The organism is Alteromonas sp. ABH4_454 (assembly GCF_056311775.1).
The window spans coordinates 2,428,953-2,452,416 of sequence record NZ_CM149972.1 but is presented as its reverse complement, the minus strand read 5'-3'; the positions used below and the strand labels follow the sequence as shown (position 1 = coordinate 2,452,416).

Sequence of the window (23,464 nt, the reverse complement as noted above, 5' to 3'; positions counted from 1 at the left end):
CCTTCTTATACTTTTGTACAACAAAAGTATAATTCTGGTCCTCGTCTACCCCATAGCTAATTAGCTATCGTTATTAAAATAACACGCGAACCTTTAAAACAAGGCAGTGCCGTAAAACGAAACACTGCTATAACAATATAGACGTTTTTTAAGAGGTATAAAAAAACCCGGCAAGTTTACCACTGCCGGGTTCTTTCTATACGCTTCTGCGATTAGCTTTCAATCTTACACGGTGAAAGTTTCCAAACGCGCTCTACGTAATCACGAATTGAACGATCTGAAGTAAACTTACCCATCTTCGCTGTGTTGATAATCGCCATTTCCGCCCAGCGCTCTTTGTCGCGATAAGCTGCATCAACGGCAATTTGCGCGTCAGAATAGGCGCGGAAATCCGCGAGTACCATGTAGGGGTCGCCGTTATCTAGCAAGCTTTGCTTAATAGATACCAGGGCACCTGGTTTACCCGGAGTGAAGTAATCGGTTTCTAACCAATCCAGCACAGCTTTAATTTCAGGATCTTTATAGTAGTAGTCGTGCGGGTTGTAGCCGCTAGCTTTAAGCTCGTTAACTTCTTCTACCGTAAGACCAAAGATAAAGATGTTGTCGTCGCCTACTTCTTCAGCAATTTCAACGTTTGCTCCGTCAAGGGTACCGATAGTCACCGCGCCGTTTAGCGCAAGCTTCATATTACCCGTACCCGAAGCCTCTTTACCTGCTGTACTGATTTGTTCAGACACGTCTGCTGCAGGGATCATTTTCTCTGCTAGCGACACGCGATAGTTTGGTAAGAATGCCACTTTAATCTTGTTATTAACGCGCGGGTCGTTATTGATCTTGTCAGCAACTTTATTAATCGCGTAAATAATATCTTTTGCTAGCTTGTAGCCCGGTGCCGCTTTTGCACCGAATACAAAGACACGTGGGTGCATATCGTAATCAGGATTCTCAAGAATACGACGGTACAAGGCCATAATATTTAATAGTGCTAAATGTTGACGCTTATATTCGTGCAAACGCTTAATCTGCACGTCAAAAATAGCATTAACGTCTACTTCTATATCCAGTGAATTGCGAATTTCTTCTGCTAACAACTCTTTGTTCTCAAGCTTCACTTTCATGAATTGCTTTTGGAACGTTTTGTTGCTTGCGAATTTTGCCAAGCCCTGAAGCTTGTCTAAGTCGCGCGGCCAGTCATCACCAATTTTCTTATCAATAAGCTTAGACAGCCCAGGGTTACACGCTTTCAACCAGCGACGCGGCGTAATACCGTTGGTCACGTTAGTAAGCTTACCCGGATACAGTTCATCGAACTCTGGGAAAAGCGATGATTTAACAAGACGAGAGTGCATTTCCGCCACGCCGTTAACCGCAAACGAGCCGATTACCGAAAGGTGACCCATTCGCACCATTTTCTCGTTACCCTCTTCAATGATTGAAAGCTTAGCTTTCATGGCATTGTCGCCAGGCCATTTCTTATCAACCTCTGCCATAAAGCGATGGTTGATTTCGTAAATGATTTCCAAGTGACGAGGAAGAATTTTCTCAATCATACGTGCAGGCCACTTTTCGAGTGCTTCTGGCAGCAAGGTATGGTTGGTGTAGGCGAATACTTTCGTACAGATGCCCCAAGCTTCGTCCCAACCTAACTCTGCGCGATCCACAAGAATACGCATTAGCTCTGGTATTGAAATAGCTGGGTGAGTATCGTTTAGCTGGATAACAACTTGATCTGCGAAACGGCTCCAATCGTCACCGTGGGCGCGCTTGTAACGACGAATAATGTCTTTAAGCGAGCATGAGCAGAAGAAGTATTGCTGAATAAGGCGCAGCTCTTTACCCGCTTCGGTTTCATCGTTTGGATAAAGTACTTTCGAGATAGTTTCTGCCTGCACGTTTTCACGCTGTGCATCAACGTAGCCACCTGCATTGAATACGTCCCAGTTGAAGTAATCAGACGCTTCTGACTGCCACAAACGCAGTACGTTTACGGTTTTACCTTCATAGCCTACAACCGGAATATCCCATGGTACACCTTTTACAATGGAGCCTGGGTGCCACTCTTTAAGCACGCGACCATTTTCGCCGTACTTAGTTTCTACATAGCCATAAAGAGAGACTTCTTGTATAGACTCTGGACGGCAAATTTCCCACGGGTTGCCGTAATCACGCCAGCTATCTGGGCGCTCAATTTGCGCACCGCTTTTAATTTCCTGACGGAACAGACCGTGTTCGTAGTGAATACCATACCCAATTGCAGGTAATTCCATGGTTGCAAGGGAGTCAATAAAACATGCTGCTAGTCGGCCAAGGCCGCCGTTACCCAGTGCCATGTCAGGCTCTTCTTCAAGAATATCTGAAATCTCAACGCCTAACTCTTTCAGTGCACCGCCAGCAACATCGAACAAGCCAAAGTTTTGCAGGTTGTTTGAAAGTAAACGACCCATAAGGAACTCGGCCGAGAAGTAATGAACGGCGCGGGTGTCGTTCAAATAGTGACTCTTCTGCGTCTTGCGCAATCCTTCAAGCACTTGCTCTTGAATTGCCGCACAAGTTGCTTTCCACCAAGCGTGGTTGTTTGCTTTGTTTTCGTCGGTGCCTAGTGTGCAGTGTAAGTGTTTGATAACCGCTGCTTTGAATGCAGCCTTATCGATCACTGGAGAGGGTTGCGTCTTGGTCGCTTTTGCGTTCATTTTGCGTCTCACTCTTAAGTAGAAGCGGTGTTTACACACCAAAAACGTAATTTAATTACAGAATAACTTCAGAATATGACAGCAATATAGCAGCGCTTAAACGATTATGTTGTAATTATTTTGTTAAAATAACAAAAAACCGCATGAATTCGTATGCATTCATGCGGTTTTTAACATTCTTATTACAAAATTAATTTAAAAACGGTTTATTTTTGTACTTACTTTATGATTTTACCAACTAAAGCTTCGGCTTCAGCAATTAACTCCTGTAAGTGACTTTCACCGTTAAAGCTCTCTGCATAAATTTTGTAGATCTGCTCAGTACCAGAAGGACGTGCTGCAAACCAGCCATTTTCCGTCGATACTTTAACGCCGCCAATAGCCGCGTTATTACCCGGAGCATGAGTTTGCACAGAAGTGATAGACTCTCCTGCTAACGTATCGCTAGTAACTACCGATGCATCCATCGCTGAAAGTTTCTGCTTTTGCTCAAGGGTTGCTGCTACATCAACACGGCTGTATACCGGTGCTGCAAACTTTTCCGTTAGCGCTTTGTAGTGCTCGCCCGGATCTTTACCCGTAACGGCTAAAATTTCTGCTGCTAGTAAACAAAGAATAAAGCCATCTTTATCTGTCGCCCAGGTACTACCGTTGCGCTCTAGAAAGATACCACCCGCACTTTCTTCACCCGCAAAGCCAATAGTGCTGTTAGATAGACCATCTACAAACCATTTGAAGCCAACAGGCATTTCAGCCAGCGGCTTACCTAGACTATTCGCTACGCGGTCAATCATGCTGCTAGATACGAGTGTCTTACCGATATTCAAGTCACTAGGCCAGTCCGGACGGTGGGTATAAAGGTAATTAATCGCCACAGCCAAATAATGGTTAGGGTTCATCAGCCCTGCGCTTTTGCACACGATACCATGACGGTCGAAATCCGGGTCGTTACCCCATGCTAAATCGAAGTTGTCTTTTAACTCAATCAACCCTGCCATGGCGTAAGCAGATGAACAATCCATGCGAAGCTTGCCGTCTTTGTCACGGCGCATGAAACCAAATTGAGGGTCGACAGCATCGTTAACCACTGTGATATCTAACCCGTATTTTTCAGAAATACGCGACCAATACCCTACTCCTGCGCCACCCAATGGGTCTGTGCCTAGTTTTAATTTCGCTTTTGCAATCGCATCCATGTCGATGACTTTAGCTAAGTCTTCGATATAAGGTTCCATAAAGTCTTCTTCACGAACCAATTTACGCTCGGTAGCTTGGCGAATATCAATACGCTGAACATCTTTGTTGCCATCAGCAATTAACGTGTTTGCGCGATCTTGAATTTGCTTAGTTACATCGCTATCGGCAGGGCCACCGTGTGGGGGATTGTATTTAAAGCCGCCGTCTGAAGGAGGGTTATGAGAGGGCGTAATAACAATTCCGTCCGCCTTGTCTTTATTACCAGCACGATTATAACGAATGATAGTGCGGGAAATAACAGGCGTTGGCGTATAGCCCAGGCTTTCGTTATCTGAACGTTGCACCACGACATCCACGCCGTTAGCACATAAAACTTCTATGGCGGTGATCATGGCAGGTTCAGATAACGCGTGGGTATCTTTACCAACGTATAGCGGGCCGTCGATACCTTCCTGCTTGCGGTATTCTACCAAAGCTTGGCAAATTGCACTGATGTGAGTGTCAGTAAAGGTAGCGTTCGACGCCGTGCCACGGTGGCCAGAAGTACCGAAAGACACCGCCTGGCCCGGGTCATTCATATCCGGTTTGTAGCTGTAATACTGGCTCACTAACTGGGGGACGTTAATGAGTTGTTCTTTTGCTGCATGCTCTCCAGCCTGCGGATGTAATGCCATGAAAAAAGTCCTTATTTAGAAGTTTCGTTGTTTGTTACTTGGCTTGCTATTTACCTTCTGAAGAGAAACGCGCAACAACGGTTTCAATTACATCTGGTTGATAACCTAGGTTACGCAAAACTTGTTCCAGCATGTTTGTTTTCTTGGCAGTGTTGTTATTTGTCACCACCCAGAAAGGGCTATCTGGTATAGCTTTCGGATTAGTGCTGCTGCCGTTTTCAAGTAACGCTTCCTTACTTGTCGCAAAGTAAGTACGGTTTTTCCCCTTGATACTTTCAACACTCGCAAAATTTTCTGCATTAAGCTTGTGCGCTGCACTTAAAACAAACAAGAACTGATCAACCCGTTTAGTAAAGGTGCTTAATGCATCTTTTGAAACGGCATCCAAAATATCTCGTTTGGTGTGGGCTTCGTTTGAAAGCGGTGTTTCAGTAGGTGCCGATGGCTTTTTCGCCGCTCTGGTGCCTGCGGATGTTTTCGCTGCAGCAGTTTTTGCCGGCGTGGCCTTTGCTGGAGTGGCCTTTGCTGGCGCTTTCTTTGCCGCAGTTCTACTTACCGAGGCTTTATTCGCCGTTGACTTTACCGAAACGTTATACGCTTTAGTAGCAGTTTTAGCTAATGGCGCTTTAGGCTCCACTTCTACCTCTACCGCCGTGCTTGGCTTACTTATCGACTCTGTAACGTCTGCACTTTTTGTTTCGCTTGTTTTTGCAGGCGTCGATGATGCTGCACTAGGCTCTGTGCCCTGCGATACAGCTCCGTCTTCAGGTAAAAGTAAACGTCTTAAAATTTGCGATGCACTCTCACCAATATGCTTAGTCTGGCTGGCGATGAAGGCATATAAATCGTCATCTATTTCAATGCTTTTCATAACTACTTCCTTTTTAAGAGGCACCATTATAGACAACACAGTTAAACTACGCAGCACTTAATAGCAGATGTTTTGAGGAATCGTGAATATTAAACGTTGAACAGACCTATTGCATACCAACGTATAAATTTACAGAGGTATTAGAATAGAAAGCGATACCCTATCGTTGCTACCATGATTAAAACTATCATTTATAGATTGACAGAGTATTTTTAAATAAAAGTGACAAAACTATGCGCCAAGATATTATTCGTATTCAGCAAGCTCTTAGTCAAAAGATTATTGGCAAAGAGCATCAGCTGAAACTCGCCATTACGTGTTTACTGGCCAATGGTCACTTGTTAATTGAAGACTTACCTGGAATGGGAAAAACCACCCTTTCACATGCCCTCTCACAAGTTTTTGGTCTTCACTATGCGCGTATTCAGTTTACGTCAGACTTGCTTCCATCGGACATGTTGGGCGTAAACATTTTTCACAGTCACGAAAGCGATGAGCAAAAACGCTTCTCTTTTAAACATGGCCCTATTTTCAGCCAAGTGGTTCTAGCCGACGAACTAAATAGAGCAAGCCCTAAAACTCAAAGTGCCCTATTAGAGGCAATGGAAGAGCGCCAAGTGAGTATTGATGGTGTAACTCATGCACTTCCCTCGCCTTTTTTTGTAATTGCAACACAAAACCCTAGCTATCAATCTGGCACTTACCCTTTACCAGAGTCGCAGCTAGACCGCTTCTTTATGCGTATTTCACTGGGCTATCCTGCTTGGGAAGCAGAGAAAGCGATGCTTATGCAGCAAGACGCTTCATCGCCTCTTAGCCAAATTCTAACTGAAGCAAACTTACACCAGATGCAAAGTGAAGTGTCTGCTATTCATACGAGCGATGCCATTCTCAACTATATTTTGCGACTGGTAAGCGAAAGCAGAGATAGCGGCGACTACCCTAACCCGCTTTCACCGAGAGCAAGCCGAGCAATACTTCAAGGTGCTAAGGCATGGGCATATGTGTGTGGTAGAGATTATGTGACGCCTGAAGATGTGCAGGCTGTATTTGTGGCAATTACCGCACACCGATTAAGTTTACCTTCCCACCAAGCTCCTCAGGGGCAACATAACCAAACTTTTGATGGAGAAAAACTGAGCCAAAAATTACTTAATAGTATCGACCCATTAGCAGCGTAGTATTTATGGATTGTTGGAGTATTACACGTGCGTAAAGTGCCAGCCTCCTTGTCAAATTACTTCAAACATCGACTACTGAAGTGGCTAGATAAGCGTGTTCCGGCTTCCCCCGAACATCATCTAAACTTGAACAGTATTTTTATACTACCAAGTGGGTTTGGGTGGTCGTTTATTATTTTGTCACTGTGCTTGTTTTTACTCGGGACCAACTATCAAAACAACTTGATGTTACTGCTTAGCTATTTGTGCTTAAGCATTATGCTGCTCACGTTATTTTACACTCATCAAAACTTTGCCCGTTTAGCACTTAAAGCGCTTCCGCCCGACTCATTTCACTGCAACGTAGACGGTGAAATACACCTTCAGATCATCCCTCATAAGAACACACCGTTGAGAGCCTGCAATGGCGTACTGTCGGTAAAATGGCTGAATGTAGTACGCACAGCAGATACGCACAGTCAAAAGACAAGTCAACTCGACAAATCAGCATTTTTAGAGCGAAGCTTTAGCTTTGCGTTAAATAAACATCCAGGTTCAAACAAAGATCAACGACAAAGCCTCAGGGTACCTTTGCAAATACCAAAGCGGGGACCGTTTACTTTGGGGCGAATGACCATCGCCTGCGACTTTCCTCTTGGGCTTTATAAATGCTGGACTCACCTTGATTTTGACCAGCAAGTTGTTGTGTATGCTAAGCCTGAAGAAGGCCCTATCACTATCGATAAGATTGCAAATACAAATGAATCAGAAAGTGTCAGTGAATTGAGCGACCCAAGCAGTAGTGAAGACTTTTACGCTTTGAAGGATTATGAAGTTGGACAGCCACTTAACCGGGTATCGTGGAAGCATGTAGCTAAAAATGGAAATTGGGTTTCTAAATCTTTTACTTCTCTGCAAAGCGACAGCTATATATTTTCGATACCGTCGAATACAGATTTAGAAACTGCTGTTTCAGCACTTACTCATGCCATTCTTTCTTGGACAAATGCGGGCTCTTGGGCGAGTGCGGAACGCGGGTTCGGTGTACAGTTCAAAGGGCTAAATATTGCGCCTGACCATGGAGCTGAGCACATACATGAATGCCTTAGTGCACTTGCTTGTTTAGCACCTGTAAGTAACACAAACCATAATACTTCGTCGTTCAGCTCAACCATAAACAGGCCCGTTTCTTTAGCTTCCAAGCAAAAGAAGAAGATAAGGCCTTTAAGATGAACATCCTTACTTCTAGCCAGTTTTCACAATTAGCAGTTTTAAAAAACGTATTTAGCCAACCCCAGCCTGTGGCTGTTCTTCTACTTTGCGCAGCCTTTTCCCTAATACTCTCTACGCTTACCTCACCTTTAATGATTTGGGTATTGATGCTTAGCGGGTGTGCTGTGGTGGTGAGAATCGCAGGCCTTAGCACATTGCATAGCTTACCTACTTCACGTACGGTGAATTTGCTTGCTTTACTTGCCGTATTTGCTTTGTCTTGGTTCGGGTTCTCAGTAGGTCTTCTTGATAGCATGATCAATTTGTTGACTATTGCGTGCGCCCTAAAAATCATGCTCGTTAAGAATAAGCGAGACTTTCATCTACTAATATGTACCTGCTTATTCTTAATCGGCTGCGGGTTTATTTCGTCACTGAGTGTATTTGCATGGATAGGCTATACAGCTATATTAACATTATTGCTCGTCGCAACGGCCATTTATCACGGTGCTGATGTTTCTATAGCGAGAAGCGTTAAATTCGTCAGTGTACTTATTGTTCAAGCTTTTCCCATTGCGCTACTTTTATTTCTGCTGTTGCCTCAGCTTCCGCCCCTTTGGCAAATGCCCACATCAAAATCCACAGAAACCGGGCTTTCTGATACAGTAACACCTGGGGATATAGCATCACTTGCTAGCTCATCTGAACTCGCTTTTAGTGCTACCTTCAATAATGAAGAAGAGGTGCCCGATGCGCCTTTTAGATACTGGCGTGCAATGACACTCGAGCATTTTGATGGAAAAACCTGGTCTATTAGTGATAAACGCAAACGGGCCGAGCAACAGTTAGCTTCCATGGGAAGGTCAACGCCTCTATCGAATCTAGCAGAAAAAGAGTTGCCCCTTGTAACTGACTATGAATTGATTGTAGAGCCTACTCAACAAAGGTGGCTATTCGCACTAGAACCTTCATTGCCTAATAACCTTAAGAACAGTATTACTGTCAGCACGCTATTTGATTATACCTTGCGTGCCGACACCCCTATATCCAGCAAAAAAGCCTTTTATTTACGCTACTTTCCAAACGCACCAATCATTAACGGAATAGGAAACTTTGAAGCGCAACTAAATTTGCAAGTTTCAACAAATGGCAACCCCGAAGCCAGGGCTTGGGGACAAACGCTAGCTAATCAATACAGCAATGCGAAAGAGCTCGTCAATGCAGTAATGCGTGAATTCAATCAAGGGGGCTTCCGCTATACTCTTTCCCCAAACGCTATGCCCGTGGACCCTGTAGACAGCTTTTTATTTGAACAACGGGCCGGCTTTTGTGCTCACTATGCTGGCGCTATGGTGTACGTGCTTCGCGCAGCTGGCGTGCCTGCTAGAATGGTGACCGGCTACCAAGGTGGCAGCGCACTGAGTGATAACGTCCTTCAAGTAAGGCAGTACGATGCCCACGCATGGGTAGAGGCCTTAATAGACGGCAAGTGGATACGTTTTGACCCCACCAGCATGGTCGCGCCGTCTCGATTATCTTTTGGGCTTGAACACGCATTAGAAGAATTAGGAGAGTCACGGGAAACAACCATACTAAGTGAACTTGGCAATTCTGCATTTTTTACAACCTTGCAAAGCTGGTTTCAGCAACTTGACTATTCGTGGAGCAAGTGGGTGCTGGGCTTTGATAATGCAGCTCAGACCAATATGCTCGAGGAGCTATTAGGCGCGCTGACTCCGCAAAAAATGCGTGCAGTATTTTTATCGGCGCTTGGGCTAATTGGGCTTATATTAGCGCTATACTTTTTACCTAAAAAACAAAAGGAACACTTGTCGCCTTCGTATCGCATATTGCTAAAAGCGATAAAGCTTGTTGAAATAAAGACAGGGGTACATAGAGATAATAAAACCTTATCTGCCTATATAAATGCCACCAGCGCTTTTTTATCCCCGCACGCAGCCAAATCATTTAAACAACTTTGCGAGCTATTTGAACGTGAGCATTATGCAAAGAGGGATCAAGGTTCTGATAGACATGTAGCCATGAAGCTTCAATTAAAAACGCTCAAACAGTCACTCAAATAAAGAACCTAGCTAAAAGCGTTAGTGTGCTTGTGAAATAGATAGCGACATTGCACCTTAAACATTCACGAACCCACCTTTTTAGTGCAAATGGCTGATATTTTCACCGAGGCCACTTTTTACCCTGCCAAAAAAACAACATTAACATTTTGTTTTATATGATTTTTTCGACACCATTGCTAATTTTTCATCTATTGGCACTTTTTTGGCTACTCTTTCGTTGTTTTAAAACCATAGATAGTAAAAAGTTCGAAGCGATGGCTGCAATGTATTATTGCTTAAGAACTGTAGTGTACAAAGGCGTGCACATATAAAGCGTTTTAAAAAATTACATCTGATAGCTACTACAATGCACAATTTTTGGACAAAGGCGTCCCCAGTTCTCTCTAACGAGAGTGCTGCGGACGCCTTTTTTTGATCTGCAAGAGCGCATGTAGATAGCTAACTTTCGGATGGCAACTGGCAACTTATTAATAACGACAACGTGAGGTGAAACCATGGCTTATCTTCTCCCCGCTGAGTTTGCGACCAAAATGGTAGATGCAGGCGAAGCAAAGATTTATATGTCTACACGAGATACTCTAATACGCGCTTATATGGCAGGTGCAATCTTGGCACTCGCTGCCGTTTTTGCAATTACCATAGCCGTTCAAACTGGCATTTTCCTGCTAGGGGCCGTGCTGTTCCCAGTTGGCTTTTGTATGCTTTACCTGATGGGTTTCGACCTTTTAACCGGCGTGTTTGTATTAACGCCGCTAGCATGGCTTGCCCAGCGCCCAGGGGTTACGCCAAAACAGATATTACGAAACTGGGGCTTAGTCTTTTTAGGTAACTTCGGCGGCGCATTAACCGTTGCCTTTATGATGTCGTTTATTTTTACCATGGGATACAACGTAGATGGCGGCGCGATTGCGACCAAGGTTGCCAGTATTGGCGAAGCCCGTACGTTAGGCTATGCAGAGCATGGCGCAGCCGGCTGGTTCACCATTTTCATCCGCGGCATGCTATGTAACTGGATGGTGTCACTAGGTGTTGTAGGAGCGATGATCTCAACCCACGTAAGCGGTAAGGTGTTGGCTATGTGGATGCCCATCATGCTGTTCTTTTTCATGGGTTTTGAACACTCTGTGGTAAATATGTTCCTTTTCCCATTTGGTCTTATTATGGGCGGCGATTTCTCGGTTATGGACTACTTCATCTGGAACGAGATCCCAACTGCACTCGGAAACCTTGTTGGGGGCCTCGCCTTTACTGGACTAACCCTATACACCACCCATGTTAAGACGCTACCAAAACGTACTATCCCTGTTGATAAGGCCGCTGCCTCGCAAACACTACCTATTTAATTAGGGCACTTATCTTAAAGCCATCATGCCCTGTCCCTATAAGGCAAGTCATGATGGCGTTATCCACTCTCCTTGGATGTAACTAACTGGGCTCAAGATTAAATATGCAGGTAAGAAGCAATAAAACATGAATGAGCAAGCCCCGCTTAACGCCCCATTTAATCCGCCAGCTAACACGCTCAGTGTAAGTGCATTTTCTACAGCCGGCGTAAAAGCGATAAACCAGGATGCATACGCTTTCTATGTTTCTGATAACCCAAATCAAAGCAGTGTTTTTGTTATCGCTGACGGTGTGAGCAGTAGTACGGTTAGCCAAGTTGCTAGTGACTTTGCTACCAGGCAGTTTGTTAAACTGTTTAACATGGCGCCGGAACAATGGTCGGTTAAGACGCGCGCTGAAACCATTATCAAGGAAATAAACGCGCTACTTTATACTCGTACGCAGAGAAGCCCCTTTTGCTATACACCAGAAAAAGGTTATGTGTGCACGTTTACAGTGGCAGTGGTAACGGGCAATCGCGTGGATGTGTTTCATGTGGGGGATTGCCAAATTCAAGTTCTTTCTAAGAACGCACAATCGCCTATCTTACTCACAAAACCTCATCGTCAAGTATCGGAAAGTGAGCCTTCGCAGAGTTACCTTACTAATGCTTTAGGTGTTCAAGCGAACATAGACATCGAGCATACAACACTCACCCTCAACTCATCGAGTACGCTTTCGATAAGTAGCGATGGGGTTTATGAATTTATATCGCTACCTACCATTCTAAAGAAAATCAATGAGGCCGAAATACTCCCTGAAAACCAAGCTGCGTTGGTAGTACATGAGGCATTTAGTAGAGGAAGCGACGACAACCTCACCTTACTTCTCGTAAAGGTTCTTGTAGCTAGCTCAGATGGCCTAAACGTTCACAGACACCCACCGTATGAAGGCGTTTCAACTTCACCTCATTCATCTGTACTTAACAGGCCGTTGGGCGACCAGTCTGATAACCAATTCCGAGGTATCTGATGCTGTGGTTAATTACTCAAATCAGCAGTCTGATTTACAAGTATGCGAAGAACCCGCTACTGCAAACCTTTCAACGGGTGATGAAATTGATGGGTTGAAGTTAGAGCGACAGCTTTATACGTCGGCCCGAAGTCATGTCTTTATTGCCACCCATTCGTCTTGTGAAGCTATACACACAAACAGCCCTGTGGTTGTAAAAACGCCGGCTACAGACTTTGCCCTATCACCGGAAATGCTAAACGGGTTCTTAATAGAAAGCTGGTTTGCGAGACGGATTAATTCGTCACATGTTATTAAAAGCCCAACGTTTACTGATTTGGGTTTACCGTACTCTCCCTCTGCTTATTACAGCGTTAGTGAGTATGTACAAGGTCAAACGCTAGCTCAATGGGCTATTGATAATCCTACACCGCCTTTAGAGCAAGTTAGGAATATAATTGAGCAGGTTGGTAAAGGTATACAGGCGATGCACCGTCAGGGAATTCTTCACAGGGATGTACGACCCGACAATATTATTATTAGCGAACAAGGGCACTGTACTATTATAGACTTGGGCTCAGCAGCCTTAGCCGATGCCCCAAGCCTTTATAGTGACACACCTATTCCTGGCGCGGCACTTTTTGCCGCACCTGAGTACTTTATAGGAAATGTCGGCTCAGAGCGCTCTGATCTGTTCTCCTTAGCCGTACTCACCTACTATCTTTTGTGCGGTCGCTACCCCTATCGTACAAAGCTCGCTCACTGTCGCACCTTGGCCGAGCAGAAAAAGTTAACATACCAAACCGCACTAGACCCTAAACGACCTATACCCAATTGGGTTGATAGCGCCCTTAAACGCGCTTTACATGTGAACCCTGACAAACGCTTCTCAACACTATCTGAGTTTCTCTTTTCGCTTCGCTACCCAAATCCATCACAACATACGGAGTACCAGCCGTTAGTAAAACGACACCCTCTTTTTGTGTACAAGGTGCTAATACTGGCACTTATTTTCAGCAATCTAGTTACGCTCATTTTGTTTAACTAAACGTTTAAGGAAATGCAAATGATTACATCGAGAACCCAAGTTACCGACATGATCCAGTCAGCCAAGATTTTAAAAGGCATAAAATGGAGCCATATTGCTGAGGTTGTTGGCCAATCGAAAGAATGGAGTACTGCAGCCTGTTTAGGCCAAATGGCCATGACAAAGCAGCAAGCTGAAGCCGTGGGCGAATTACTTGAGCTTACCGACGAAGCGATTGCCTGGCTTCAAATTGTGCCTTACAAAGGCTCGTTACCAACAGAAGTCCCTACCGATCCGCTAATTTACCGCTGGTATGAATTGGTGAATGTGTATGGCACTACCTTAAAGGAATTAATTCATGAAGAGTTTGGCGACGGCATCATGAGTGCAATTGATTTTTCTATGGATTTACAGCGCGAAAACGATCCTAAAGGTGATCGCGTCCATGTTGTAATGTCTGGTAAATTCTTACCTTACAAAATGTATTAACATCCAACGAGAACCTGTTGATCTTTGGTTTGCGAATTGTGTTCTAACTGGACGCCTTTCAATTGCGAAACAGACCTTGAGGCCCAATAGCCAAAAAGCTGAACTAAGTTAAAGGGCTCTAGGTGCTGCATAAGCGAGCTTATAAAAGAACGAGATTGCAAAGGTTGGGCGATAGCTTGGTGTAAACCAAGTTAACGCAAAATATTGCTACACGCTCTTTGTAATCAATTCAGCTTCCATTTTCCTGCGCTTGCGTATGCCAGCAAGCGCGTGATCTTGCTGCATATTACCAATTTCTGTCGCACAAGCTTGCCAGTCCTGTTGAGCAAGCGGCGCATGTAAACATTCCAGCGCATCGTTGTTTGGCCCACGATTAAACGCCAGTGATAACAAGGCAGTATGTACTGCCCCAGGACAACTAACATCCTTCACGATAGGGAAGCGCTTTGTCACTGCCACCCAATAAGGCTCTGCAATGTGGGGTAACACCTTAAGCGCTTGGTTTTTCGATATGCGAATGCTCAATAGATCAAGGGATTGATTGAGAAATGTTTTCGCCCCCCGCCCCTTTAATCCTAAAACGCCTTTGCATGCCTCAAGCTGAGCAGAGTTAAGCATAGACGCATAATGCTTTTCCAATTCTTCGGGCTCTTGATAGCCCAAATCAAAGCCTGGGTCGAGGGTAATCCCAGATGCACTGCCCGGCCAGTATGCTTTGCCAGCGTGCCCTTCTCTATCATGTAACCAAGCTAGATCACCGCGAAACCATGTCCAAATGTCGCTAGTTGGCTTACTTGAAGCTGTTTCACTTTTGTCAGTCTGAGGGGCATCTGGTGTGGTTGAGGCTCCTGTTGCCTCATACTGGTCAAACAATAGTTGCTCAATGCGAAGCCAGGTCCCATTGTCGACTACCTTGGTCACAGGTAAACCATGTGCGTGTTGAAACTCTGCCACCGCTAATTCTGTACTTTTACCAAAATAACCGTCCACCGCCATGTGGATAGACAGCTTGTTAAAACACCGCTGTAAATGCATTACTTCCGCTTTGCAGCCGGGACGGCCTCTTGCAAAACCATCGTCAAGTTTGAGCATGTTATTTTGCCTTTAATCCCTTCAAATAATACCTTTTAATAGGGTTTTCACCCCATTAAGGGCAAGTGATGTGGTTTTATTACCGAACTCCTTCCATCGTTGTTCTCTGGCATTTAACTCAGTTTCGGCCTGGTTCGTAAGTTGCGCCAGTTGTTCTATAACTTGCTTTTGTTCAGGATCTAAAGGCGTAAGATTATTCCCAGCACTTTTCAGGCGCTTTATTTGTTCAAGTAGCTCTTCACTTCGCTTTCTTTCTTCTGCAATAAACTGCGCGTGCTCTGCCTGCATTTTTGCCTGTAAGTCTTTAAGGTCGTCGGCTAAGTCTGCCTCAAGTTTTTTAAACGCGTTGGTTAACCACTCATCCATTTTAGCAGCTGCTGTGCTTACCAGATGTTGCGCCTCTTGGCTTAAAACGGGGTCAATATTAGGCGGTCTGAAAGTCGGCATATCATCTTTCCCTATGGATTAAGTTTGTTTAACTGCAAGAAATCAGTCACTTCGCTATGTACTTGGTTTTCGGCGTTACTGAAAAGCATCTCTATCGATCTGCCCAGTGACCTGACACTGTTATCTACAATGCCATTTACTGTCTGATCAAAAAGGGTGGCTGCGACATTACCAACAGGTGCCCCCGCTATACCGCCCACTGTCTCTTGAATGGCACTGGTGTAAATAGCCACTTCGTCTTTTACACGCTCGGTTCCGCCGGCTAAAATGAGCTCCCACACTTCAGGTTTGTTAACCTCTTGCTGTAACAGGACTAACGACTGCTTCGTTATCGTCCAGTGTTCTGTCATCGCATTGCGCTCTTGTTGCAACGCATCAATACCGGAATCTAATTTCTCAGTCACTACTTTAAATTGGCCTTTCAAAGGTTGTAGTAAATCTTCACTGCCATTGGTCTTTATTGACACCTGTTGTGCCTGGGCTTTCGCTGACTGCTTAAATTGGTGGGTTAACTCTGACAATCGCTGCCAGATTTCACTTTCTTGTTTGTAACCCAAATGAATAATGTACTCACTAAGCACGCCGTAAGTGCGATATTGTTCGGCAAGTTTGCGGTAATTATCAAAGCCGATATTACTACACCCACTATTGACTTTGTGACACTGATGGGCAGCCAGTTGCGCCCCCAATGCCTCTTCTTTATCGCGATAGGCATTTTGATTATTAACAATGTTCGGCCAAAACACCGCTTCGAGAGTCTGATCAAAGGTGGCGATAATTTCATCGTAAACGCGCTGGTCATACTGACTAAGTACTTCGCTGACCAACACATTTTGCGTTGCCTGATTGCGCTGGCTTAACGCAGACAAACGTTCACGATCTGACGCCTCTAGCGCGCTACTGATAGAAGTAACGTCAGATTTGGTTTGCTGCAGCGACGTACCATAAGCTTCGATGGTTTCAATATGGCGCTTGTGCAAAAAATCGACTTCTTTATTAAGCGCCTCGTGAAGACGGGGAACAGTGTCTGTAGAACGACAGCCACACACTATTAAAAACATAATAAGCATTACGCTAATTTTCATTTGCGTGCCTCCATTTCCATGACTTCCGTTTTCACTATTTCATATTGAATATCAAATGCCGTTTGTTTCAGATCCTGATATGAACGGGGACGTTGTGTATTGAGAAACTGCGCCTGATAGGCCTGCCGACTTGCCAGTATTTCAGCTGGCCCCTTTTCAATGGATTCACTGGCCTTACCAAGTAAATGGTCGCCAAATCGACTGAATAGGTTAACTGTTTTTCGCGAATAAAACCCCAGCACAAAAGCCAGTAGAGGTAGACTATACGTGCCAATTTGATACTCCCCCAAATCTAACCATCCTACTGCAATTGCCGTCACTAAGATCCACGCGATAATTGGGCCATACACTAACTTGGTATAAGCAACCCAACGCTCATTCTGTTTAAAGTTATTGTTTCTTAAATACTCAGCTGAGTTAACTAGAAGGTTAGCCAGTACGCCGAATACCGCGAAGAATATAATTTCAGCTGAACTCCCTTCAGGACTGGACCAAAAAAATGACTGGGCACGACTCCCACGTAAAGCATTAGCATCAATATATTGCGCATCTGATTGCTGCTTAAGTTGAGATAAATAGCTCGTTATGCGGGCAAGTGCGGCATTAGACTCTTGATGTCCCTCTATATTTTGCAGTTCTAAATATAAAGCTGACACTTTGCGCAAAGGCGCATCCCATGTAGGTTGATAGCACTCTGTTGCAGACGTTTTGCAGTTATCATCCGTTCCCGCGCTGAGAGCCATTTCAATTATATAAGTGGGATGCGCCTCACCTGTAATTTTAGTGTCACCTAATTCTCTGTCTAAGCTCTCCCTTAACCGTGCGGCATCAATACGAAGATTTTCCATTGACTGCCGGATAGTCACATTGCGCTCATCTAATCGCTGAAGAATGGTGGTCGCTTTGGTTTTGCCTACATTCCAGGTCAATGTTGTCGCATCAAATAACAAAAACTCTCCCTGAGCGGTCAGGTAGTAAGCGTCATTGATATTGTTTTTAGCAAACCGACCTTCAGGATCGATAGCCAAATGCAACAAGATGTAGAGAATGATCCACGCAACGGTGGCAATGATAATAAAGTGGACAAAGGTTTGTCCGGGGCGTTTGGTTGACGTCGTGTTATGCATAAACCCAATCCCTGGCGAGCATTTAAATCAACTACAGGCTAATGACTAACCTAGATACGCTTTTCCGTTATTAAAAGAGATGTTGACCCGTTCAGAATAGTTCACTTTTTAAACAATTTCAAATAATTCTACTTTCGTCTTTTTATCCTGCGTACAATTTTCACAAACACGCACTAGGGACCGATAACCTTTCCTTTTCTGTGCCCGTAATTTCCATGCAAAAAAAAGCCGGTCATGCGACCGGCTTTTTTGTATTTTTTTGAAGCGTTAGCTAACACAAGCTAGCTAACGTTCGCAAAGGCTAATTACTTAGCGTCTTTACGTGCTTTCGCTTCTTCAATTACTTTGTCAGCTACGTTCTGAGGACATGCTGAGTAGTGGCTGAATTCCATAGAGAACTGACCACGACCAGATGTAATAGTACGTAGGTGACCGATGTAACCAAACATCTCAGATAGAGGTACGTCAGCCTTGATGCGAACGCCAGTAGCGCCAGCTTCTTGGTCTTTGATCATACCACGACGACGGTTAAGGTCACCGATTACGTCACCAACGTTGTCTTCTGGGCTGAATACGTCAACTTTCATCACAGGCTCAAGAATCTGAGGACCTGCTTTTGGCATTGACTGACGGAATGCACCTTTCGCTGCAATTTCGAACGCGATTGCTGATGAGTCAACTGCGTGGAAACCACCGTCGTATAGCTCAACTTCAACGTCTAGTACTGGGTAACCAGCTAGAGGACCCACTTCCATCATACCTGCGAAACCTTTTTCGATTGCAGGGAAGAATTCTTTAGGTACGTTACCGCCCACAACAGTAGATGTGAACTTGAAGCCAGAGTTAGTTTCGCCTGGCTTGATGCGGTAATCAATCTTACCGAACTGACCAGAACCACCAGACTGCTTTTTGTGCGTGTAGCTGTCTTCAACAGGTAGCGTGATAGTTTCACGGTATGCAACCTGTGGCTGACCAACTTCTAGCTCAACGCCATAAGTACGCTTCAAGATGTCTACTTTGATATCAAGGTGAAGTTCACCCATACCTTTAAGGATGGTTTCGCCTGAATCTTCGTCAGTTTCAACTTGGAAAGATGGATCTTCTGCTACTAGTTTACCGATAGCGATAGACATCTTTTCGTTAGCGCCTTTGTCTTTTGGCTTAACAGCAATCGAGATTACTGGCTCAGGGAAGATCATTGGCTCTAGTGTACAAGCATTCTTAGGATCACAAAGTGTGTGGCCAGTTTGAACGTTCTTCATACCAACAACAGCTAGGATGTCACCCGCTTGTGCAGAAGTAAGTTCAGTACGCTCATCAGCGTGCATCTCAACCATACGGCCGATACGCTCAGTTTTACCTGTAGCACTGTTTAGGACAGTGTCACCCTTGTTAAGTACACCAGAGTAAATACGGATAAACGTAAGCGCACCGAAGCGGTCGTCCATAATTTTGAACGCAAGCGCACGGAACGGCTCGTCAACAGATACTGTTGCTACTTCACCAGTAGGTTCACCAGTCTCTTCATCTGTAAGAGGCTGAGGGTCTACTTCTGTTGGAGAAGGTAGGAAGTCGATAACCGCGTCAAGAACTAGCTGAATACCTTTGTTCTTAAATGCAGAACCACAGTAAGTTGGGAAGAACGCTAGGTCACGAGTACCTTTACGGATACAACGCTTGATGTCTTCTAGAGACGGCTCTTCGCCATCCATGTAAGCCATCATTAGGTCGTCGTCTTGCTCAACTGCAGTCTCGATTAGTTGCTCACGGTATTCGTTAGCTTTCTCAACCATATCTTCTGGGATATCTACTACTTCGTAGTTCTCAGGTAGGCCTGAGTCGTCCCAGATGTACGCTTTCATGTCTAGAAGGTTTACAACACCTGTAAACTCGTCTTCGATACCGATTGGAAGTGTCATTACTAGTGGGTTAGCAGCAAGTACTTTCTTAACTTGGCCAACAACACGGTAGAAGTCTGCACCCATACGGTCTAGCTTGTTAACGAAAATACAGCGTGCAACGCCAGATTCGTTAGCATAACGCCAGTTAGTTTCTGACTGAGGCTCAACACCGCCAGAACCACAGAATACACCGATACCGCCGTCTAGTACTTTAAGTGAACGATATACTTCAACTGTAAAGTCAACGTGTCCCGGAGTATCGATGATGTTCATGCGATGATCTTTCCAGAAACAGGTTGTTGCCGCTGACTGGATGGTAATACCACGCTCAGCTTCCTGCTCCATGAAGTCAGTTGTTGATTCACCATCGTGAACCTCACCAGTTTTATGGATTTTACCAGTAAGCTTCAAGATACGTTCTGTTGTGGTAGTTTTACCCGCGTCTACGTGGGCGAAAATACCAATGTTTCTGTATAAAGATAAGTCTGACATTAGTTCACTTTCATTGGTTCAGAGTAAAAAAACGGCTGGATTATAAAGGATTTCTATACCAGATTTACACCTTTTTTAGCATAAACCTCAAATTCGCTTGTCAAAATCCGCGCCAGCATCAATTCTTTTCTATAAGTATCAACAACTTAATATGTTATGACACTTTTTTGAAAAATAACAAAATCACACCTCATCAGCTGAAGTGCGAACAATTGTTACTGTAACTTCATCTCTGTCGTGGTAGAGATGCCTAACCTTAACCGCGAATGCATCATCTAAGGCATTTAAACGGCTATTTAGCAACGCCATGGCTTCGACTACAGTTTCATAGCGTTGTTTCATAGGTAGCTTTAAGTTAAAAATGGCGTGGGTCGCCCAGTGCTTGACCAGCCAATCCCCCATCAATTTCGCTACTCTATCGGGTTGTTCTATCATATCACAGACAAGCAGATCGACGCGACCAAATTGTGGTCGATAAGTAAACCCGTCTGCTGCGTGATGTTCAACCAACCCGGTACTCATTAAACTATCGGCTACAAGTCCATTATCGATAGCTTCCACATACATGCCGCGCTTCACCAATTGATAGGTCCAGCCGCCAGGGCACGCCCCTAAGTCAACCGCACGACCACCGCTTCGAAGTACTTTCGTTTGCTGAGTGTCGCTCAGCATGTTTACAAGTGCATCTTCGAGTTTAAGCGTAGACCGGCTAGGCGCATCACTTGGAAATTTCAATCGGCAGATACCGAGATGATCACGACTTGCGTGGCTAGGTAATGTATAGCCAATATGACAAATTTCAAATGACTCAAAGAAAATATGCAGCTTAGGTTTACCTAAATTTTCTTTTGCAGTAAGCCACCCTGCTTTTCTTAGCGCTTGGCGAAGGGGTACGGTAAATTTACGGCAAAACTTAGCGAGGGTTTTCCCATTCTCGGTATCTGGGTACTCCACGTCGATAGCACCAAATATAGAGAACGGCTTTTCTACTTCTTTTAGTGCTTCAAGTACCTGCCCCACTCTATCTTCTTTTTCCACTTCAGTTAACGTGGTAAAAACGGCCACTAACTGGCGAGGAAAGATGCTGTCGTGAACAGTAAACTGGGTAATGGTTTGCTCTAATTGCGAAGCATCGTATAAATGGTAATGCACAAAGCCACTATTCTTCTTAGACACAGGGTAACCGTAGCACTGCGCTTCACCATATTTCGACGTGAGTTCATTCGCCGTGTCATTTTCATACCCCGGTCGGCAATAGCCTAAAATACTAGCATTAGACATTACCTGCTCCTCTGTTTTTATCGTTTGTTTCGGCTTGCGCCATGTGTTTAGCATTTGTCCGGTCTAAATCAGATAAGTTTTGCTGTGCGCTTTCGTTCTCTTTAGACCGCCCCACAAGCAAACCAATCATTAATAAAGTCCACCCAGCGATAAAGAATAGACCGCCTAATGGGGTAACTGGGCCAAACCATTTAATACCGCTGATGGCGAGCGCGTATAAACTTCCGCTAAACAATACCGTACCGGTAACAAAACAAAACGCCGCGCGATTAACCCACTTCGATGAAACATAAGCAGACAGAGCAGGCAACAGTATCAAAGCTAACGCGTGATACATTTGGTAGCGCACACCTATTTCAAATGTATTGAGTTGCTGTGCACTTAATACACTTTTTAAACCATGTGCGCCAAACGCGCCTAGCACGACCGCTAAGCCTGCAAGCGCCGCTCCAATAACAAGATAAGGTTTAGCAAGGCTAGCCAAACTAAGTTTTTCGTTACTCATTAATTTAATCGTTCGCTTTCATTTCAAATGTTGTTTTATTTATCAACTGGACAGATTGCGGGTTATGAACGCCGCAGTTAATTCAGCAGCTTTAACAATATGCTCTTGTTGGGTTTTACCACTGGCCTTTCTTGGTTTGAAGCTGTGGTCACCGTCTTCTAAAAATACGCACTCAATAGTTGATGGTAGCGTGTAGTTCTTTTCACCACTTTCAATCTCATTTTTAGTACCAAAGGTATCTCTTTCCCCCTGAATAATAAGCAGAGGTTTCGCTGCTGTTAGCAAGTGTTTTGTGCGGGTTTTCTCCGGCTTACCCGGTGGGTGAAATGGATAGCCCAGCGCTATCGCGCCTTTTACGTTGCTTATACCTTCATATACCATGGTGGCCATACGCCCGCCCATGGACTTCCCGCCGATGAACACAGGCAAGTTATGTAAGGCATTGTTATCTTTACTGCAGGTTTCAATTACCGCAGTAAAGTGTGACATGAGTTTGTCGGCCTTATCAGGAGGTCTGCGCTTACCCGTAGCCTTAATGGTTTGCATATAAGGGAAATTGAAGAGCACCGTTGATATGTTTTGAGCCACAAGTTCGTTTGCCATGTCTTGCATGAATTCATGCTCTTTACCTGCACCAGCGCCATGCCCAAGTATTAAGCAAGCGACAGGTGATTTGGCAGCGTGCACTTCCATATCGAAAACAACTTCGTTTGTATTCTTTTCTGTATCAGTTTGTGTGTTGCTTTCTTTTAATTTCGCCATACTACAACAAATCCTCTTGTTCAGCTTCAACTAGCGCTAAGATCCAGTCCCTAAACGCTGCAATCTTTCCTAATTCAGCTTGCGATTCTTCACACACTAAATAAAATGCGTCGCGACTCTCTACCCGTTCTTCAAACGGCATCACGAGTCTCCCTGCTTCAATTTCTGGCCTAGCCAATATTGTATTACCCAACGCGATACCTTGTCCTAACGCAGCCGCTTGCAATACCAACATAGAATGGCTAAAAACCGGGCCATGATTTACATTCACGCCAACAACGCCAACATGTTTTAACCAGTTTTTCCACGCAGTACGGCTTAAGTCGTGAAGCAACACGTGGTGTCGTAAGTCAGACAAACTAGAAAGAGGCTTAGGTCCTTGAAAAAGCATAGGTGAACATAGCGGCGTTAAAAACTCTCGGTGCAGCTGATCAGCCTGTAGCCCTGCCCAGCGGCCTTTGCCGTAATATATGGCAACGTCCACATCGTCTTCTAAGAAACCTTCGTCGAAATCTACTGCTTTTATGCGTACGTCAATATCTGGGTGTGCCAAACTAAATTTATGAATTCGGGGCACCAACCATTGGCTTGCAAAGCTCGGCGGCATTGCGACTGTAATGGCACCTTTACTTCCCTTCGCAAGCAATCTTTCTGTCGCGTCCTGTAAGTTTTTAAAGATATCTTTCAACTCTAGGAAATAGGCCTGCCCCTCCTCGGTGAGAAGCAAAGTTCTATTTCTTCTTAAAAACAGCTTCATAGATAAGAAATCTTCAAGCGCTTTTATTTGATGACTTACTGCTGCTTGAGTAACAAACAGCTCATCGGCAGCCTTAGTAAAGCTCAAATGGCGCGCAGCCGCTTCAAACGATTTGAGGGCATTAAGAGGGGGTAACCGTCGGTGCATAGTTTGTTTTGAATCCAGTTTGACCGAAGCATGACAAATTCATTAGTTTTTCTAATGATAACCCATACTTTTACTCGTTTTATTTTTCACCACACGCTGATTATAATTTACCCGAAATTAAGAAAGACCA

19 protein-coding genes are annotated in these 23,464 nt (G+C 44.5%); 7 read left to right on the top strand and 12 right to left on the bottom strand.

Translation table 11 applies throughout. The features are described 5' to 3' along the window. Positions 1-212: 212 nt before the first annotated feature. The 3 genes from ACYX4W_RS10755 to seqA form a co-directional block, all read right to left on the bottom strand. Positions 213-2,690 carry a glycogen/starch/alpha-glucan phosphorylase gene (locus tag ACYX4W_RS10755; RefSeq protein WP_476073169.1) on the bottom strand — a complete coding sequence of 826 codons (2,478 nt, stop codon included), beginning with the start codon at positions 2,688-2,690 and terminating at the stop codon, positions 213-215. 218 nt (positions 2,691-2,908) lie between these two features. After that, positions 2,909-4,561: a phosphoglucomutase (alpha-D-glucose-1,6-bisphosphate-dependent) gene (gene pgm / locus ACYX4W_RS10750; RefSeq protein ID WP_476073168.1), complete on the bottom strand. Its 1,653-nt coding sequence runs from the start codon at positions 4,559-4,561 to the stop codon at positions 2,909-2,911. Between the two features lie 46 nt (positions 4,562-4,607). Beyond that, complete coding sequence (gene seqA, locus ACYX4W_RS10745) at positions 4,608-5,432, bottom strand: replication initiation negative regulator SeqA (protein WP_476073167.1); 825 nt, start codon at positions 5,430-5,432, stop codon at positions 4,608-4,610. A 233-nt stretch (positions 5,433-5,665) separates the two neighbouring features. Here seqA and ACYX4W_RS10740 point away from each other — a divergent pair, with 233 nt between their 5' ends. The 7 genes from ACYX4W_RS10740 to cynS all read left to right on the top strand — a co-directional run bounded on the left by ACYX4W_RS10740 (position 5,666) and on the right by cynS (position 13,738). Beyond that, positions 5,666-6,613: an AAA family ATPase gene (locus ACYX4W_RS10740; protein ID WP_476073166.1), complete on the top strand. Its 948-nt coding sequence runs from the start codon at positions 5,666-5,668 to the stop codon at positions 6,611-6,613. A 27-nt stretch (positions 6,614-6,640) separates the two neighbouring features. Next, positions 6,641-7,825: a DUF58 domain-containing protein gene (locus ACYX4W_RS10735; RefSeq protein WP_476073165.1), complete on the top strand. Its 1,185-nt coding sequence runs from the start codon at positions 6,641-6,643 to the stop codon at positions 7,823-7,825. Then, entirely contained in the window at positions 7,822-9,888 is a 2,067-nt protein-coding gene (locus ACYX4W_RS10730; protein WP_476073164.1) for a transglutaminase TgpA family protein, read from the top strand. The genes ACYX4W_RS10735 and ACYX4W_RS10730 overlap by 4 nt, the downstream gene beginning before the upstream one ends. Positions 9,889-10,382: 494 nt before the next feature. Next, positions 10,383-11,231: a formate/nitrite transporter family protein gene (locus ACYX4W_RS10725; protein ID WP_179982984.1), complete on the top strand. Its 849-nt coding sequence runs from the start codon at positions 10,383-10,385 to the stop codon at positions 11,229-11,231. A 127-nt stretch (positions 11,232-11,358) separates the two neighbouring features. Next, a complete protein-coding gene (locus ACYX4W_RS10720) occupies positions 11,359-12,243 on the top strand; it encodes a PP2C family serine/threonine-protein phosphatase (RefSeq protein ID WP_476073163.1) in 885 nt (294 codons plus the stop codon). Continuing rightward, positions 12,158-13,270 carry a serine/threonine protein kinase gene (locus ACYX4W_RS10715; RefSeq protein ID WP_476073162.1) on the top strand — a complete coding sequence of 371 codons (1,113 nt, stop codon included), beginning with the start codon at positions 12,158-12,160 and terminating at the stop codon, positions 13,268-13,270. Before ACYX4W_RS10720 ends, ACYX4W_RS10715 begins: the two co-directional genes overlap by 86 nt. Before the next feature lie 18 nt (positions 13,271-13,288). Further along, on the top strand, positions 13,289-13,738 hold the full coding sequence (gene cynS / locus ACYX4W_RS10710; RefSeq protein WP_476073161.1) for a cyanase: 450 nt from the start codon (positions 13,289-13,291) through the stop codon (positions 13,736-13,738). Between the two features lie 207 nt (positions 13,739-13,945). Here cynS and ACYX4W_RS10705 read toward each other — a convergent pair whose 3' ends face one another. The 9 genes from ACYX4W_RS10705 to ACYX4W_RS10665 all read right to left on the bottom strand — a co-directional run bounded on the left by ACYX4W_RS10705 (position 13,946) and on the right by ACYX4W_RS10665 (position 23,334). Continuing rightward, a complete protein-coding gene (locus ACYX4W_RS10705; RefSeq protein ID WP_476073160.1) occupies positions 13,946-14,830 on the bottom strand; it encodes a peptidoglycan-binding protein in 885 nt (294 codons plus the stop codon). 21 nt (positions 14,831-14,851) lie between these two features. Beyond that, positions 14,852-15,277 carry a hypothetical protein gene (locus tag ACYX4W_RS10700; protein WP_476073159.1) on the bottom strand — a complete coding sequence of 142 codons (426 nt, stop codon included), beginning with the start codon at positions 15,275-15,277 and terminating at the stop codon, positions 14,852-14,854. An 11-nt stretch (positions 15,278-15,288) separates the two neighbouring features. Next, positions 15,289-16,362, bottom strand: a complete 1,074-nt coding sequence (locus ACYX4W_RS10695) for a hypothetical protein (RefSeq protein WP_476073158.1) — start codon at positions 16,360-16,362, stop codon at positions 15,289-15,291. Continuing rightward, the gene (locus ACYX4W_RS10690; protein WP_476073157.1) at positions 16,359-17,489 is read right to left on the bottom strand and encodes a hypothetical protein; all 1,131 of its coding nucleotides are present in this window, start codon (positions 17,487-17,489) and stop codon (positions 16,359-16,361) included. The genes ACYX4W_RS10695 and ACYX4W_RS10690 overlap by 4 nt, the downstream gene beginning before the upstream one ends. A 305-nt stretch (positions 17,490-17,794) precedes the next feature. After that, a complete protein-coding gene (gene fusA / locus ACYX4W_RS10685) occupies positions 17,795-19,882 on the bottom strand; it encodes an elongation factor G (protein ID WP_474807604.1) in 2,088 nt (695 codons plus the stop codon). 183 nt (positions 19,883-20,065) lie between these two features. Beyond that, the gene (gene rlmM, locus ACYX4W_RS10680) at positions 20,066-21,163 is read right to left on the bottom strand and encodes a 23S rRNA (cytidine(2498)-2'-O)-methyltransferase RlmM (protein WP_476073156.1); all 1,098 of its coding nucleotides are present in this window, start codon (positions 21,161-21,163) and stop codon (positions 20,066-20,068) included. After that, a complete protein-coding gene (locus tag ACYX4W_RS10675) occupies positions 21,156-21,668 on the bottom strand; it encodes a DUF423 domain-containing protein (RefSeq protein WP_476073155.1) in 513 nt (170 codons plus the stop codon). Before ACYX4W_RS10675 ends, rlmM begins: the two co-directional genes overlap by 8 nt. Before the next feature lie 42 nt (positions 21,669-21,710). Then, the gene (locus ACYX4W_RS10670; protein WP_476075465.1) at positions 21,711-22,361 is read right to left on the bottom strand and encodes an alpha/beta family hydrolase; all 651 of its coding nucleotides are present in this window, start codon (positions 22,359-22,361) and stop codon (positions 21,711-21,713) included. Positions 22,362-22,431: 70 nt separating this feature from the next. Next, the gene (locus ACYX4W_RS10665) at positions 22,432-23,334 is read right to left on the bottom strand and encodes a transcriptional regulator GcvA (RefSeq protein WP_474807609.1); all 903 of its coding nucleotides are present in this window, start codon (positions 23,332-23,334) and stop codon (positions 22,432-22,434) included. Positions 23,335-23,464 lie beyond the last annotated feature (130 nt).